The sequence below is a fragment of the Thermomonospora umbrina genome, assembly GCF_003386555.1.
GTDB classification, from domain to species: Bacteria; Actinomycetota; Actinomycetes; order Streptosporangiales; family Streptosporangiaceae; genus Thermomonospora; species Thermomonospora umbrina.
On the sequence record NZ_QTTT01000001.1, the window covers coordinates 3,342,773 to 3,356,384 of the forward strand.

Genomic DNA, 13,612 nt, shown 5'->3' on the forward strand with positions numbered 1-13,612 from the left:
ATTCACCGTAACCTCCTTTGCATGGAAGGCGGCTTCGGAGGGCGGACAACGGCGTCCGAGGAGCTGTGCCGGCTTTGCTGCGGCCTGCTGCTCGGCCTCCTCGCCGGGACGGTGGCGGCCCGCGTGGTGCGGTCCCGGCGCGACCGGCGGTGCGGTGGGTGCGTGGCCGTCCAGCAGGAACGGCGACGGATCGCCCAGGAGCTCCACGACGTCATCGGCCATGGGCTGGTCGTGATCGCCATGCACTCCCGCAGGCTGCCCCCGGTGGCCCCGCAGGCGCTGCCGCTGGCCGCCCTCATCGACGACACCGCCCAGGCGACGCTGCGCGATCTGCGCCGGGTCGTCGGTGTGCTGCGCGGCACCGAGGGAGCCGCCGCCCCCGCCCCCGCGCCGAACGAGTGTTCGCTGCGCGCCCGGCTGGCGGACGTCGTGGGCCGGCTGCCCGGCGCGCAGGCCGTCACGGTCCGCGTCACCGGCAAGGAGGGCCCGCTGCCGGCCGGCACCGAGGACATGGCGCTCCAGATCGTTCAGGAGAGTCTCACCAACGCCCTCAAGTACGGCGGCGGCCCGCTGACCGTGGAGATCGGCTATCGCCGCGACCGGTTGACCGTCACCGTGACCAACCGTCCGCCGCGCGCCCTCGCCGAGGCGCCGCCGCGCCTGCCGGCCCCCTTCAGCGGGGGCCAGGGCCTGACCGGCCTTCGCGAAAGGGTCACGGCCCAGGGCGGCACCTTCCTGAGCGGGCCGCGTTCCGACGGGGGCTTCGTCGTCCACGCCCGCCTGCCCCTGGTGGGAACGCCCCGACACCCCCGAACGGGCGTCGGGCAGAGCCGCGAGACCGCCTAGACGACGCGTCGGAGGACGGCGGCGGAGTTGAAGCCCCCCGTCCCCCGGGCCACCACCAGGGCGGTCCGCAGACCCGTTCCCCGGCGCGGCCGCGTGACCACGTCGAGGTCGTGGCCGGGCTCGACGTTGACGGTGGGCGGGATGGTGTCGTGGCGGAGGGCCAGGGCCGCCCACACCAGGTCGAGGGCCGCACCTCCGGAACAGAGGCGACCGGTCATGGTCTTCGGAACGGTGACCGGGACCGACGCGCCCTCGAAGACCTGACCGATGGCGGCGGCCTCCAACTCGTCCCGCCAGGGGTCGCCCGCCCCGTCCGCGAAGACGACGTCGACGTCCTGCGGTGTGCAGTCGGCGCGGGCGATGGCCTCGCGCATCGCCCGGGCGAGTTGCCGGTGGTCGCGGGGCGGCCCGAACGTGCTGTGGGCGTCATGGGTCGACGATGCGCCGGCGAGTTCGGCGTACGCGTCACGGGGCGAGACGCGCGCCGGGTCCTCCAGGATCAGCATCGCGCCGCCCTCCCCGGGGACGTCGCCGCAGGCCCGCCGATCGAACGGGCGGTAGGCGGAGCCCGGGTCGGGTTCGGTGCTCGACCCCGGCCGGCCCGCCTGACAGACCAGCGCGTACGGGGACAGCGGGGCCTCGGTGCCGCCCACGACCACCGCCGCCGTCCCGCGCCGGATCAGGCGGCACGCCTGCGCGGCGGCGTCCAGGCCGCCCGCCCCGTCCGCCATGATCACCCCGCAGGGGCCCTTGAGCTGGTGCAGGATCGAGAGCCGGCCCGTGCTCGCGGCGTAGAACCAGCCGATCGACTGGTACGCCGACACCGCCTGGGCGCCCGTCGAGTACAGCGCCTGGATCTCCCGCTGCCCGAACTCGTTGCCCCCCGACCCGCTCGCCGTCACCACCGCCAGCGCGTACGGGTCGTGCCGTGAGGGGTCGAGGCCGGCGTCGTCGAGGGCCATCCGGGTGGCGGCGAGCGCCATCCAGGTCCACCGGTCGGTCTGCACCTTCAGCCGGCGCGGCACGTACGCGTCCACGTCGAAGTCCGGCACCCGCCCGGCGACCGGAAAGGGCGGCCCCGCCGCGTCGTCGACCACGATCGGGCGTAGCCCGCACCGGCCCTCCAGCGTCGCCGCCCAGTGCTCGGCGACGCCGACGCCGGTCGGCGCCACCACCCCGAGGCCCGTGATCAGCGGACGGACCGTCCTCATGCCGCCGCCCGGGAGCGCGACAGCCGCGACATCACCATCGCCGACTGGAAGCCCCCGAACCCGCTGCCGCACGACAGCGCGTGGTCCACCGTCGCGTCCCGCGCCCGCAGCGGAACGTAGTCCAGGTCGCACTCCGGGTCCGGCGTCTCCAGGTTGGCGGTCGGCGGGACGACACCGCGCGCGATGGCCAGCGCGCAGGCGGCCATCTCGATCGCGCCGATCGCCCCCAGCGAGTGCCCGACCACCGACTTGATGGAGCTGATCGGGACCCGGTAGGCGGCGTCGCCCAGCGCCCTCTTGTAGGCGGCGGTCTCGTGCCGGTCGTTCTGCCGTGTCCCCGAGCCGTGCGCGCTGACGTAGCCGAGCGCGTCCCGGGGGAGTCGGGCCTGCGCCATCGCGTCGGAGATCGCCTCGCCGAGTTCGACGCCGTCCGGCCGCAGCCCCGTCATGTGGAACCCGTTCGCGCGGGCGGCGTACCCGGTGATCTCGCAGTACACGCGGGCGTCGCGACGGCGGGCGTGGCCGAGCTCCTCCAGCACCAGCACGGCCGCGCCCTCGCCGAGCACGAAGCCGCGGCGGTTCGCGTCGAACGGCCGGGACGCCCGCTCGGGATCGTCGTTGGCGGGGGTGGTGGCGCGGATCGCGTCGAACGCGGCCACCGAGAACGGCGTGACCGGCGACTCCGAGGCCCCCGCGATCACCAGATCGGCCTCGTCGTCGGTGATCAGCCGGTGGGCGTGCCCCACCGCGTCGATGCCCGCCGTGCAGCCGGTCGAGATCACCGCCGCCGGGCCCTGGGCGCCGAACCGCACGGCCAGCTCGGCGGCGGCGCTCGACGGCACCAGCGCCTGGTGGAGGAACGGCATCACGTGCCGGGCGTCCACGACCCAGTCGCGGCCGTGGTCGCTGGCGACGACGTACTCGTCCTCCAGCGTCAGCGCCGCGCCGGTCGCCGACCCGAGGACGATCCCCATCCGCTCCGGGCGGGCGGCGGCCGGGTCGAGGCCGCAGTCGGCGAACGCCTCGTCGGCGGACGCCATCGCGAGCTGCACGAAACGATCGGTGCGCCGGACCTCGCGGGGCGTGAGCCCGTACCGCGCCGGGTCGAAGTCGCACTCGGCGGCGATCCGGGAGCGGAACGGCGCGGGGTCGAAGGCGGTGATGCGGGCGACGGCGGGCCTGCCGTCCACGATCCGACGCCAGAACTCCTCACGGTCGCGCCCGCCCGGCGCCACCACGCCGATCCCGGTGACGACCGTTCGCCTCATGGCGTCACCGCGGCCGGCAGCGGCCGGCCCTCGGCGTCCTCGGTGTCGACGTGCCCCAGCTCGGGACGCGGGGCCAGCGGGCACAGATGGAAGACCACCAGGGCGTCGCGGTCGCCGGTGTTGCGGACGCGGTGCCGCACGTTGCGCGGGATCAGCATGGCCTGCTCGGCCTCCATCGCGACCGCCCGGCCGTTCAGGTCGACGGCGATCCGTCCCGAGGCCACGACGAGGTACTCCTCGGAGTACGGGTGGTAGTGCTCGGCGACCTTCTCCCCGGGCCCCAGCCGCGCGATCCCGCCGAACCCGAACGCCGACCCCACGGTGACGGGGGTCAGCAGCGAGCGCAGGTCGCCGCCGCGCCGGGTGTTGGCCGGCACGTCCGCCGCGCGCATCACGGTGCTGCGGCGCGCCTCCAGCCGCTCCTTGATGACCCGCATCTGCTCGACGGAATTGCGGTTGATGCGCTCGGTCATTCGAACGTCGTCGATCGGCGCGTTGGGACGCATCTGGAAATGCTGGATCCAGCGCATTCGAGTGCGGTCGGGGCCCAGCTCCTGATAGGTCCACAGAATGTCCATGAACTGGAACGGGCCGGTCTCGATCCGGCGCGCCCGAACGGTGCGGGTGGCGACATCCCAACGCCGCTCGGACACCCAGGACCAGGCGTTCCCCTGTTCGTCGGGACGCATGGTGAGGCGGAAGGTGACGGCGTCCTCCCGCTCGTCGAGGACGTCGACGCGGGCGTACTCGGTGAACAGGTCCGGCCAGGACCGCACATCGTTCGTCCGGGCCCACACGTAGAGGATGGGCGCGTCGATCTCGATGACGTTGTCGGTGCTTCCCGCCATGGTCATCCCCCTGTGGCGTACGGGTCCGGGCCGGGTCAGCCTGCGGAGAGGAGGTCGTTCACCAGCGCCTTCATCGCGGCGGGCGTCCGGTCCGGGGTGAGCAGCTCCTCGATGTCGACACCGTGGCTGCGCATGATCCTGGTGGCCATCTCCATCAGGGCCAGGGAGTCGACGTCCAATTGCTCGAAGGTGAGGTGGTGGTCGTCGGCCGGTACTCCGACCGCGTGGAGGACCTGACGCACGTCGGCGTCGGTGAACGACTGGGCGGCCATGGCGCCCTCCTCGCGCAATTGCGGTGAAAGCCTTGTGATATACGCTATTCGGTGGTCGCGGAGCCGTCTCCCGCCGGCGTGATGAAAGTGCACGTCACCCGTCGGGGGGAATGGCTCCGTCGCCCGGCGGAGGAACGCCCGTGGAAGGCCCGGGTTCGGTCCGCTCGTCGACGAACGCGGTGTGGTGCCGGGCCTCGACGAAGGCCGGATGCGCGAGCAGCCGCCCGAGCAGCGGAAGGGTCGTCACCACCCCGGGCCCGGACACCGCGAACTCGTCCAGCGCGCGGCGCGCCCGGGCGATCGCCCCGGCGCGGTCGGGGGCCCAGACCACCAGCTTGGCGACCATGGAGTCGTAGTACGGCGGCACCGTGTCGCCCTGCTCGAACCCGGCGTCGACCCGGACACCCGGGCCGCCCGGCACCCGGAACACCTCCAGCCGCCCGGGCGCGGGCCGCCACCCGGCGTCGGCGTCCTCGGCGTTGATCCGGCATTCGATCGCCCATCCGGAGATCCGCACGTCGTCCTGGGCGAGGGTGAGCCGCCGCCCGGCGGCGACCTCGATCTGCTCGCGGACGAGGTCCAGCCCGGTGACCATCTCGGTGACCGGGTGCTCCACCTGGATCCGGCCGTTGACCTCCATGAACGTGACGTCGCCCGCGCCGTCCGCGGAGTCGTCCAGGAGGAACTCGACGGTGCCGAGGCCGGAGTGCCGCAGCGTCTTGGCCGCGGTGACGGCGTATTCGGCCAACCGCTCCCGGACCTCGGCGGCCAGCCCGGGGGCCGGCGCCTCCTCGATGAGCTTCTGGCGGCGGCGCTGCGTGGAGCAGTCGCGTTCGCCGAGGTGCAGGACGGCGCCGTGGCCGTCGCACAGCACCTGGACCTCCAGATGCCGGGCGCGCGGCAGGTAACGCTCCAGGTAGACGGCGCCGTCGCCGAACATCGCGCGCGCGGAGGCCGTGGTCTCCCGGTGGACGCGGCGCAGCTCCCCGAGGTCACGGGCCACCGCGATGCCGCGCCCGCCGCCGCCCGCGACCGCCTTGACGATCACGGGGTAGCCGACCTCGGCGGCGACCTCCTCCGCCTCCGCCAGGGACGCGACCGCCCCCGCGCTGCCGGGCAGCACGGGCAGCCCGGCGGCGGCGAGTAGCGCCCGCGTGCGGGCCTTGTCGCCGATCGTCTCCATCACGTCGGGTCCGGGCCCGATGAGGGTGAGGCCGTTCTCGGCGCACATCCGGGCGAAGTCCGGGTCCTCCGACAGGAAGCCGTACCCGGGGTGGACGGCCTCGGCCGACGTCCGCAGCGCCGCCTCGATGAGGCTGGGCGCGTACATGTAGCTGCGGCGCGGCTGCGGCGGCCCGATCTGCACCGTCTCGTCGGCGTATCGGGCGGCCGCGCCGTCGCGGTCGGCCGTCGAGTGCACGGCCACGGTCCGGATGCCCATCTCGCGGCAGGTCCGGGCGATCCGCACGGCGATCTCACCGCGGCCCGCGATGAGGATCTTCTCGAACATCGTCGCTACGCCCCTCCCGCCTCGGGCCCGCCGTCGGGCCGAAGGAAGACCAGTTCCTGGCCGAACTCCACCGGGGTCCCGTCGGCCGCCCTCACCTCCACCACCTCCCCGGAGCACTCCGCGACGACCCGGTTCATCAGCTTCATGGCCTCGACGACGCCGACGGCCTGACCCTTCTCGACCCGGTCCCCGACCCGGACGAACGGCGGCTCGCCGGGGCCGGGGGCGACGTAGAACGTCCCGACGAGCGGGGCCGTGCAGACCCGTAGATCACCGTCCCGTTCCGTCTCCGAAGGCGCGTCCCGTGGAGGGGCGGCGCGTTCCGATGCGGCCGACGGAGGCCCCCAGGCGATCTCCAGCGAGCAGTCGCCGACGCGCACCGTCAGCGCCGCGACCGGCCCGGGAAGGTCCGCGACCAGGCCCCCGATCTCCTCCCGGAGGGCGCGGAGCCGTTCCCGCCAGTCGGTGGCCGGGTCATGCATGGGTCACCTCTCCCAGACGGCGGAAGCGTTGGTGGCGGCGGGTGATCAGGTCGCCGGGGGCCAGGCCGGACAGCTCGTCGAGCGTGTCGAGCACCGCCGCCCGGAGGGTGTCGGCCATCGCGGCGGGGGACGACTGGGCCCCTCCGGACGGCTCGGGGAGGATGCGGTCGATCACGCGCAGACGCAGCAGCTCGGGGGCCGTGAGTCGGAGCCGGGCCGCCATGGTCTCGGCCCGGGAGGCGTCACCGAGCAGGATCACCGAGCAGCTCTCCGGGCTGATCACCGAGTACCAGGCGTTACCCAGCATCAGGACGCGGTCGGCGAGGGCGAGGGCGAGCGCGCCGCCGCTGCCGCCCTCGCCGGTGATCGTGGCGACCACCGGGACGGTCAGCTCGGCCAGCCCCGCCAGCGTCTCGGCGATCGCCTGGCCCTGTCCGCGCTGTTCCGCGCCGATGCCGGGGGCGGCGCCCTGGGTGTCTACGAGCGTCACCACGGGCAGCCGCAGCCGTTCGGCGAGCCGGGCCAGGCGCAGCACCTTGCGGTAGCCCTCGGGATGGGGCATGCCGAAGTTGCGCGCCACCAGCTCGGCGGTGTCGTGGCCCTTCTGGTGGCCGATCACCATCACGTTGCGGGGGCCCAGCGAGGCGAGGCCGCCGACGATGGCGGGGTCGTCGCCGTGACAGCGGTCGCCGTGCAGCTCGACGAAGTCGTCGCACATCAGATGGATGTAGTCGAGCGTCGTGGGACGCCTCGTGTCGCGGGCCGCCCGGACGGTCTGCCACGGCGACCGGCGGCGCGAGTTCGGCGGGCGGTCGAGGGCCGGGACGGACTCCCACGAGGGCGTCTCCGCCCCGTGCCCCCGGTCGGGGGTCGCCGCCCGGTGCAGCGACAGGACCCGCGTGAGCAGGGGCCGCAGGGTGAGCCGGGGTTCGACGCGGTCGAGCATCCCGTGTTCGAGGAGGTACTCGGCGGTCTGGAAGCCCGGGGGGAGCGGGCGGCCGGTGGCGGACTCGATGACCCGGGGCCCGGCGAAGCCGATGAGCGCGCCGGGCTCGGCGACGACCAGGTCGGCCAGGGTGGCGAAGGACGCCGTGACGCCGCCGAAGACCGGGTCGGTGAGCACGCTGACGGTGAGGATGCCCGAGCGGCGACAGCGTTGCATCGCCTGGGCGGTCTTGGCCATCTGCATCAGCGACAGGGCCCCCTCCTGCATGCGGGCGCCGCCGGAGGCGGCCAGCAGGAGCAGCGGGGTGCGGGTGGCGAGGGCGGTCTCGGCGGCGCGGGTGATGGTCTCGCCGACGGCGGAGCCCATGCTGCCGCCCATGAACGAGAAGTCCATGGCCGCGACCACCACCGGGTGACGCCCCAACGTGCCCCGGCCGGCCACCACCGCGTCGTCCAGTCCGGTGCGGGTGCGGGCGGTGGCGAGCCTGGCCGTGTACGGGACCCGGTCGGCGAAGCCCAGCGGGTCCGTGCCGGCGATCCGCTCGGGGGACGGGACGAAGGACCCGGGGTCGAGCAGCCGGCGCAGGCGCACGGCGGCGCCGAGACGGTGGTGATGGCCGCACTCGGGGCAGACGCCCAGGGCCCGGTCGAGCTTGGGGACGTACACCGTCAGGCCGCAGCCCGCGCACCGGGCCCATCGCCGGGGTCCGATGACGACGGGTCGCCGGTGCGTGGGTTCGGCCGTCATGGGGATTCCTCCCGTGTCCATCGATAGAACTCGCGCGCCATGGCGTCCCGGGGCTCCCGCCAGGTCGTCGGGTCGTACGCCGTGACATAGCGCTGCAGGGCGTCGCTGAGGCGACGGAAGTCGCCGCGCGAACGGGCCCGCTCCACGGCGTCGCGGGCGTCTCCGTCGAACTCGACGTGGTGGAAGTACAGGCCGTGGAACTCGTACAGCCGCCGGCTCACCACGCCCAGCGCGCGCGGCAGCTCGGTCCGGTCGGACTCGCGGAACAGCCGGGCCGCTCCGGCGGCTCCGCCGGGACGGAGCCGTGCGACGATCAACGTGCATTTCGACATGGGAATCCTCACCAGTACGGGCGGATATCGGCGTATTCCACGCTAGAGGGATAAATTGCCGGTGTCGTCCCACCCGATCGTGAATTGTCGGGTCCCCCGTACGGGGGTCAGCTCCCCCCGTCGAGGGTCGTCGCCCCGATTCCCGGGCGCAGCAGCCCGTGCTCATAGGCGAAGATCACGATCTGCACCCGGTCCCGGACGCCGAGCTTCTGATAAAGGTGCTGCACGTGGGACTTGATGGTGCTCTCGCCCAGCGACAGCATCCGCGCCATGTCCTCGTTGCTGAAACCTCGCACCAGCAGTTTGAACACGTCCACCTCCCGTCCGGTGAGGGTGGACATCGCCGAGGCGGTGGCCGGCGACAGGTGCGGCCGGCGGGAGAACTCGCCGATCAGCCGGCGGGTCACGGTCGGCGACAGCAGCGCCTCGCCGCGCGCCACCGTCTGCACGGCCTCGGCGACCTTGGTGGCCGGGGCGTCCTTGACGATGAAGCCGCTGGCCCCGGCGCGCAACGCGGTGAAGACGTGTTCGTCCTGGTCGAACATGGTGAGGATGACCACCTTGACCCCCTCGACCCCGTCGGGGCCGCAGATCTCGGCGGTGGCCTCCAGCCCGGTCATGCGCGGCATGGTGATGTCCATGAGCAGCACGTCCGGCCGCATCCGACGGGCCAGCCGGACCGCCTCCAGCCCGTCCCGGGCCTCGCCCACGATCTCGATGGGCGACATGCCCCCGAGCGTGGCGCGCAGTCCCTCCCGGACCAGTGGCTGGTCGTCGGCGATGAGCACGCGTATGGTCTTCATCTGCACCCCGTAACGACGGATTTTCCGCCGGCCCGGCCCGGCGATTCTAACCTGACGAATTCGGCCCCCAGGGGGACCCGATGGCGAGCTCGAAAACATGCCATTCGACGGATCCCTCCCAAAATGGACGCATGGGCTCGGTCAGCGCCCTATGGGCCGCCGACCGTTCCCAGGCCAGAAATTTCTCCGTGCTCTCCCAGACCCCCAGCAGCAGATAGCGGCCGGGCTCGGTCGGCGAGCGCAGCAGCACGTCCGACCGATGGCCGGGCACCGTGCGCACGGCCTGTCTGACCCGCGCGAAGGCCCGTTCGAACGCCTCGGCGTCGGTGGCCTTCACGCGTGCGGACAGGACCACGAAGACGGTCATGACGCACCCTCCTGATGATCGACGATCTTCCACAGCTCCATCCGGACCGAGGTGCGGAGCATCCGCAGCCCGGCCGTGACCTCGTCCTGCTCCGGACTGCGCTCGAACGCGTGGAAGCGGTCGGCGTCGGACCAGTCCGAGGTGATCTGGTAGGTCAGCTCGGTGCCGGCGACCGTGCCGGACGGTCGGGACGGACTCAGCGCGAGCGTCTGCCGCAGGCAGCCCGGCCGCGTCCCGGCCCAGTCGGCGGCGCGCGCCCAGGCGGCCTCGAAGGTGGTCGCGTCCTCCGACCGCACCGTCATGGTGAGGACCATCCGGACCGGGCCCGCCACTAGATGCCGCCGTCGGCGAGGATGGTCTGCCCGGTGACGTAGCCGGCCAGGTCGCTGGCCAGGAACAGCACCACGCCCGCGACGTCGTCGGGTGTGCCCAGCCGCCCCAGGGCCGTCATCCGCGAGTACCGCTCGCGCGCCGCGTCGGGGACCCGGGCCTCGGTCTCGATCACGCCGGGCGCCACCGCGTTCACCCGCGACCCCTGCGGCCCCAGCTCCCGGCTCAGCGACCGGACGAACCCGATCAGCGCCGCCTTGGACGTCGCGTACGCGGTGCGCCCGGCCATGCCCCGGGTCGCCACACCCGACGAGATGGCGATGACGTTCGCCCCCGGGGCCAGCACGGGCAGCGCGGCGCGGGTGACCTCGTAGATGGCGTCGATGTTGAGCCCCAGCACCTGTCGCCACTTCTCCGTCGTGGTGTCGGCGAGCAGGCCGCGGCTGACCATCGCGGCGTTGTTCACCAGCACGTCGATCCCGCCGAGGAACTTGGCGGCCTCGGCCACCATCTCCCGCGCCTCCTTGGGGACGCTCACGTTGGCGCGGTCGATCCGGTGCGGCGCCTCGATCGCGGACAGCTCCTCGGCGAGCGTCTCGGCGGCCTCGGTGCCGGCCCGGTAGCACGTGTACACCTGCGCGCCCTCGCGGGCGAACCCGAGCACGATGGCCCGGCCGATGCCCCGGGTGCCCCCGGTGACGAGGACGCGTTTGCCCTGCAGTCCCAGTTCCATGGCGTGCCTCCGATCGCGGGTGTGCTTTCAGCCGGCGCGTCGGCCCGGGACGGGGACGACGCTTCCGGTGAGGCCGTTCGGGCTGGTCAGGAAGCCGACGACATGGGCGACCTGCTCGGGCGTCACCACCCGCAGCTCGCCGGCGGGCGGTCGGACGGGGGACGGGCCGCCGTGCGGCGTGCCCGCCGACGCCGTCTGGACCACGTTGACCTGCAGGCCCCCGTGCTCGGTCTCCCGGGCCAACGCCCGCGCCCACGTGGTCAGCGCCGCCTTGGACGCGGCGTACGCGCCGAGGGCGGGGGGCGGGTCGGCGACGGCCTGGGAGCCGATGTAGACGAGCCACGCCGGACGGCCGAGGAGCGGCAGCACGGCCTGCGTCGTCACGACGGCCGACAGGAAGTTGGCGTGCAGCAGCCGCTCGTGGACCCTCGGGTCGGTGCCGGACGCGGACCCGGCGGCGAAGCCGCCGATCATGTGCACCAGTCCGTCGAGCCCGCCGAAGAGCCGGTGCGCGATCCCCGCCGCCCGGGCCGCCTGCGCGGGGCGGGCGACGTCGCCGGTGAACGTCGCGATCTGGTCGCCGTAGCGCCGGCGCAGCTCGTCCAGCCGGCCGGAGTTGCGGCCGGTCAACAGCAGCCGATCGCCGCGCGCGGTGAGCAGCCGCACGGTCGGCTCGGCCATCGGGCCGGTGGCGCCGGCGATGAGGAACGCGCGGGCGCCGATCGCCGCGAACGTCTCCGGCGTGCCGGGCTCGTATCCGGGGAGGCCGGTCACGTCGGCGGCACCTGTGGTGAAGGGCGCCTTTCCGGGGCGATCCGGGTCGTCAGCGTCTCCATCGTGGCGCGTCGGAAGAATTCACGCGCGCCTTCCGGATCGCTCATGTCCCGGCGGTCCTCCTCGACCAGATAATGGTCCAGTTCACGTTCCACCCGCTGTATGCTCGGGTCCTGGGAAACATGGCGGATGAGCGCGCCCAGCCTGCCCTCGTATTCGATGACGCGGACCACCAGGCGGCCCTTCATGAACACGGAGGTGCTCAGCAGGCGGGTCTCCCCGTCGGTGATCTGCTGCGGCGGTTCGTAGTTCGTCAGCAGTTCACGGACCCGGTCCTCGGTGCCGGGCCTGATCCGGAATATGATCGCCATCCGCTCCATGACCGTCCTTTCGCCTGTTGCGCATCCTTGTCGGCGGACCTGGGCCATGTCGCCCCTCGCACAGATGAACCGCGCCGTCCCCCGCGCGGTGGAAGCGATGTGCGCGCGACGGAGAAATACCTGCGGAAAACCGCCCTGATTCAAACCGTGCGGTGGAGGACAAAGAGCCGTTCCGGGCAATAGCGTGCGGTGACCGCGCAGTGGTCGGCGATCCGGAACGGAGGGGCGGACATGACGGAAAGGCCCATTCTGCTGGACGGTGTCAGCCGTACCGCGATCCTGATAGCGCAGGCGCGCGCCTCCGAGACCCGCAGGGCGGACCGGCTGTTCGCCGACCCGCTCGCCGAGGCGCTGGTCAGACGCGCCGGGGCCTATGCCACGCCGAGCGCGCCCGGCCGCCAGTCGCAGGACCATTTCGTGCTGCGGACCCGCTATTTCGACGATCATCTGCTGGCCGCCTCCGCCGCCGGCTGCCGGCAGGCGGTGCTGCTGGCCGCCGGCCTGGACACCCGGGCGTTCCGGCTCGCGCTGCCCGCCGAGACCCACCTGTTCGAGCTCGACCTGCCCGACCTGCTGGCCTTCAAGCAGCGGGCGCTGGACGCCGAGCGCGCCCGTCCCTCCTGTGCGCGCACGGTCCTGGCGGCCGACCTGCGGGCCGACTGGGGCGCGCCGCTGCTGGCCTCCGGCTTCGACCCGCAGCGGCCGACCGCCTGGCTGGCCGAGGGCGTCCTGTCGTTCCTCACCGAGCGGGACAACGAACGGATCATGCGACGGATCACCGGCCTGTCCGCCCCCGGCAGCCGACTGGGCCTGGAGCACCTCAACGGCGCCTTCCAGCGACTGCCGGGCCTGCGGTGGGCGCAGCGTCGCCTCACCGAGTCCGGGTCGGGGTGGCGTTCGGCGGTGGACGATCCCGTCGGCTGGCTCGCCCGCCACGGTTGGCGCGCGACCGTGTCCCACCCCGCCGAGGTCGCCGCCTGCCACGGCCGCCCGATCGCCCCCCAGTACGACCCGGAGCAGGTGGGCGCGGCCCGGGCGTGGCTGGTCAGCGCGGAGGTCGTCGCCAGGTGACGCGGGCGCCGAGGCCCTCCCAGAGCAGGCGCGGGATGCTCGGCCCGGGGCGGCCCTCGCCGAACGCGGCGGCGGCGTTGGCGCGCGGGAACGGCATGTCGGGTGTCGGAACGTTCAGGAAGGCGCACAGCGGGGCCCAGCCCTCACGAACGTCGTAGGTGAGCAGCCGGTGCCCCGGCACCTGCGCCCTCACCTCGCGGAGGTGCCGGTGGTAGGCGGCCAAAACGCGTTCCCGGTCGCTCAGCCGGCAGCCGAAGACCCGCTGGTGCACCGTCTCGTTCACCATGCGGGCGAAGCCGCCGAACTGCGGGTCGACCGCCCGGACGACCTTGAACGCCGTGCGGGCGGGTTGTCGTTCGGCGCGGATGGACCCCTGGAAGACCGTCGCGGCGGCGCTCTCGTACCACTTCGCCGGGTCCCGCACGGTCAGGATCACCTGCGCCGCCGGGTAGTGCGCGACGAGTTCGCGCCAGAACGCGGCGGCCGGCCAGTCCACCGTCGAACGGAACCCGGCGAACACCTCGTCCCAGTCGACCGCCTCGCCGCGCGCGGCGGCCCGCCAGAGCGCCACCCGGTCGGGAACGCGCATCACGTCGCGCATGTGGTGGCAGGGTCCGAACCCGAGGATCTCGAGCGCGTCCCTCAGGGAGGTCGTTCCGGTACGTCCGAAGCCAACGCCGATCACCTGCATG

17 protein-coding genes are annotated in these 13,612 nt (G+C 73.4%); 2 read left to right on the forward strand and 15 right to left on the reverse strand.

The annotated features are described in order from the left end of the window. Positions 1–21: 21 nt before the first annotated feature. Positions 22–846, forward strand: coding sequence for a sensor histidine kinase (locus tag DFJ69_RS14910; RefSeq protein ID WP_170177659.1), 825 nt, complete (start codon positions 22–24; stop codon positions 844–846). Here DFJ69_RS14910 and DFJ69_RS14915 read toward each other — a convergent pair. The 14 genes from DFJ69_RS14915 to DFJ69_RS14980 all read right to left on the reverse strand — a co-directional run bounded on the left by DFJ69_RS14915 (position 843) and on the right by DFJ69_RS14980 (position 11,849). Next, the gene (locus tag DFJ69_RS14915) at positions 843–2,057 is read right to left on the reverse strand and encodes a beta-ketoacyl synthase N-terminal-like domain-containing protein (protein ID WP_116023048.1); all 1,215 of its coding nucleotides are present in this window, start codon (positions 2,055–2,057) and stop codon (positions 843–845) included. The genes DFJ69_RS14910 and DFJ69_RS14915 overlap by 4 nt on opposite strands. Beyond that, entirely contained in the window at positions 2,054–3,325 is a 1,272-nt protein-coding gene (locus tag DFJ69_RS14920; RefSeq protein ID WP_116023049.1) for a beta-ketoacyl-[acyl-carrier-protein] synthase family protein, read from the reverse strand. The genes DFJ69_RS14915 and DFJ69_RS14920 overlap by 4 nt, the downstream gene beginning before the upstream one ends. After that, complete coding sequence (locus DFJ69_RS36335; RefSeq protein WP_116023050.1) at positions 3,322–4,173, reverse strand: cupin domain-containing protein; 852 nt, start codon at positions 4,171–4,173, stop codon at positions 3,322–3,324. Before DFJ69_RS36335 ends, DFJ69_RS14920 begins: the two co-directional genes overlap by 4 nt. 35 nt (positions 4,174–4,208) lie before the next feature. Further along, complete coding sequence (locus DFJ69_RS14930) at positions 4,209–4,445, reverse strand: phosphopantetheine-binding protein (protein WP_116023051.1); 237 nt, start codon at positions 4,443–4,445, stop codon at positions 4,209–4,211. 94 nt (positions 4,446–4,539) lie between these two features. After that, a complete protein-coding gene (locus DFJ69_RS14935) occupies positions 4,540–5,955 on the reverse strand; it encodes an acetyl-CoA carboxylase biotin carboxylase subunit (protein WP_116023052.1) in 1,416 nt (471 codons plus the stop codon). 5 nt (positions 5,956–5,960) lie between these two features. Beyond that, the gene (locus DFJ69_RS14940; RefSeq protein ID WP_116023053.1) at positions 5,961–6,437 is read right to left on the reverse strand and encodes an acetyl-CoA carboxylase biotin carboxyl carrier protein; all 477 of its coding nucleotides are present in this window, start codon (positions 6,435–6,437) and stop codon (positions 5,961–5,963) included. Beyond that, positions 6,430–8,130, reverse strand: a complete 1,701-nt coding sequence (locus tag DFJ69_RS14945) for an acetyl-CoA carboxylase carboxyltransferase subunit alpha (RefSeq protein ID WP_116023054.1) — start codon at positions 8,128–8,130, stop codon at positions 6,430–6,432. The genes DFJ69_RS14940 and DFJ69_RS14945 overlap by 8 nt, the downstream gene beginning before the upstream one ends. Continuing rightward, positions 8,127–8,462 carry a TcmI family type II polyketide cyclase gene (locus DFJ69_RS14950; RefSeq protein ID WP_116023055.1) on the reverse strand — a complete coding sequence of 112 codons (336 nt, stop codon included), beginning with the start codon at positions 8,460–8,462 and terminating at the stop codon, positions 8,127–8,129. The genes DFJ69_RS14945 and DFJ69_RS14950 overlap by 4 nt, the downstream gene beginning before the upstream one ends. A 107-nt stretch (positions 8,463–8,569) precedes the next feature. Then, a complete protein-coding gene (locus tag DFJ69_RS14955) occupies positions 8,570–9,265 on the reverse strand; it encodes a response regulator (protein WP_116026643.1) in 696 nt (231 codons plus the stop codon). A 46-nt stretch (positions 9,266–9,311) separates the two neighbouring features. After that, positions 9,312–9,632 (reverse strand): antibiotic biosynthesis monooxygenase family protein, encoded by a 321-nt coding sequence (locus DFJ69_RS14960; RefSeq protein ID WP_116023056.1) that lies wholly within the window; start codon positions 9,630–9,632, stop codon positions 9,312–9,314. Continuing rightward, positions 9,629–9,946, reverse strand: a complete 318-nt coding sequence (locus DFJ69_RS14965) for an antibiotic biosynthesis monooxygenase (protein ID WP_342769902.1) — start codon at positions 9,944–9,946, stop codon at positions 9,629–9,631. The genes DFJ69_RS14960 and DFJ69_RS14965 overlap by 4 nt, the downstream gene beginning before the upstream one ends. A gap of 17 nt (positions 9,947–9,963) precedes the next feature. Beyond that, positions 9,964–10,695 carry an SDR family NAD(P)-dependent oxidoreductase gene (locus DFJ69_RS14970; RefSeq protein WP_116023058.1) on the reverse strand — a complete coding sequence of 244 codons (732 nt, stop codon included), beginning with the start codon at positions 10,693–10,695 and terminating at the stop codon, positions 9,964–9,966. Positions 10,696–10,722: 27 nt separating this feature from the next. After that, a complete protein-coding gene (locus tag DFJ69_RS14975) occupies positions 10,723–11,469 on the reverse strand; it encodes an SDR family oxidoreductase (RefSeq protein WP_116023059.1) in 747 nt (248 codons plus the stop codon). Continuing rightward, on the reverse strand, positions 11,466–11,849 hold the full coding sequence (locus DFJ69_RS14980) for a SchA/CurD-like domain-containing protein (RefSeq protein WP_116023060.1): 384 nt from the start codon (positions 11,847–11,849) through the stop codon (positions 11,466–11,468). Before DFJ69_RS14980 ends, DFJ69_RS14975 begins: the two co-directional genes overlap by 4 nt. Before the next feature lie 231 nt (positions 11,850–12,080). On the opposite strand from DFJ69_RS14980, the gene DFJ69_RS14985 reads away from it, so the two are divergent. Further along, positions 12,081–12,920: an SAM-dependent methyltransferase gene (locus DFJ69_RS14985; RefSeq protein ID WP_116026644.1), complete on the forward strand. Its 840-nt coding sequence runs from the start codon at positions 12,081–12,083 to the stop codon at positions 12,918–12,920. Here DFJ69_RS14985 and DFJ69_RS14990 read toward each other — a convergent pair. Then, positions 12,895–13,611: a sulfotransferase family protein gene (locus DFJ69_RS14990; RefSeq protein WP_170177661.1), complete on the reverse strand. Its 717-nt coding sequence runs from the start codon at positions 13,609–13,611 to the stop codon at positions 12,895–12,897. The genes DFJ69_RS14985 and DFJ69_RS14990 overlap by 26 nt on opposite strands. Position 13,612: the final 1 nt, after the last annotated feature.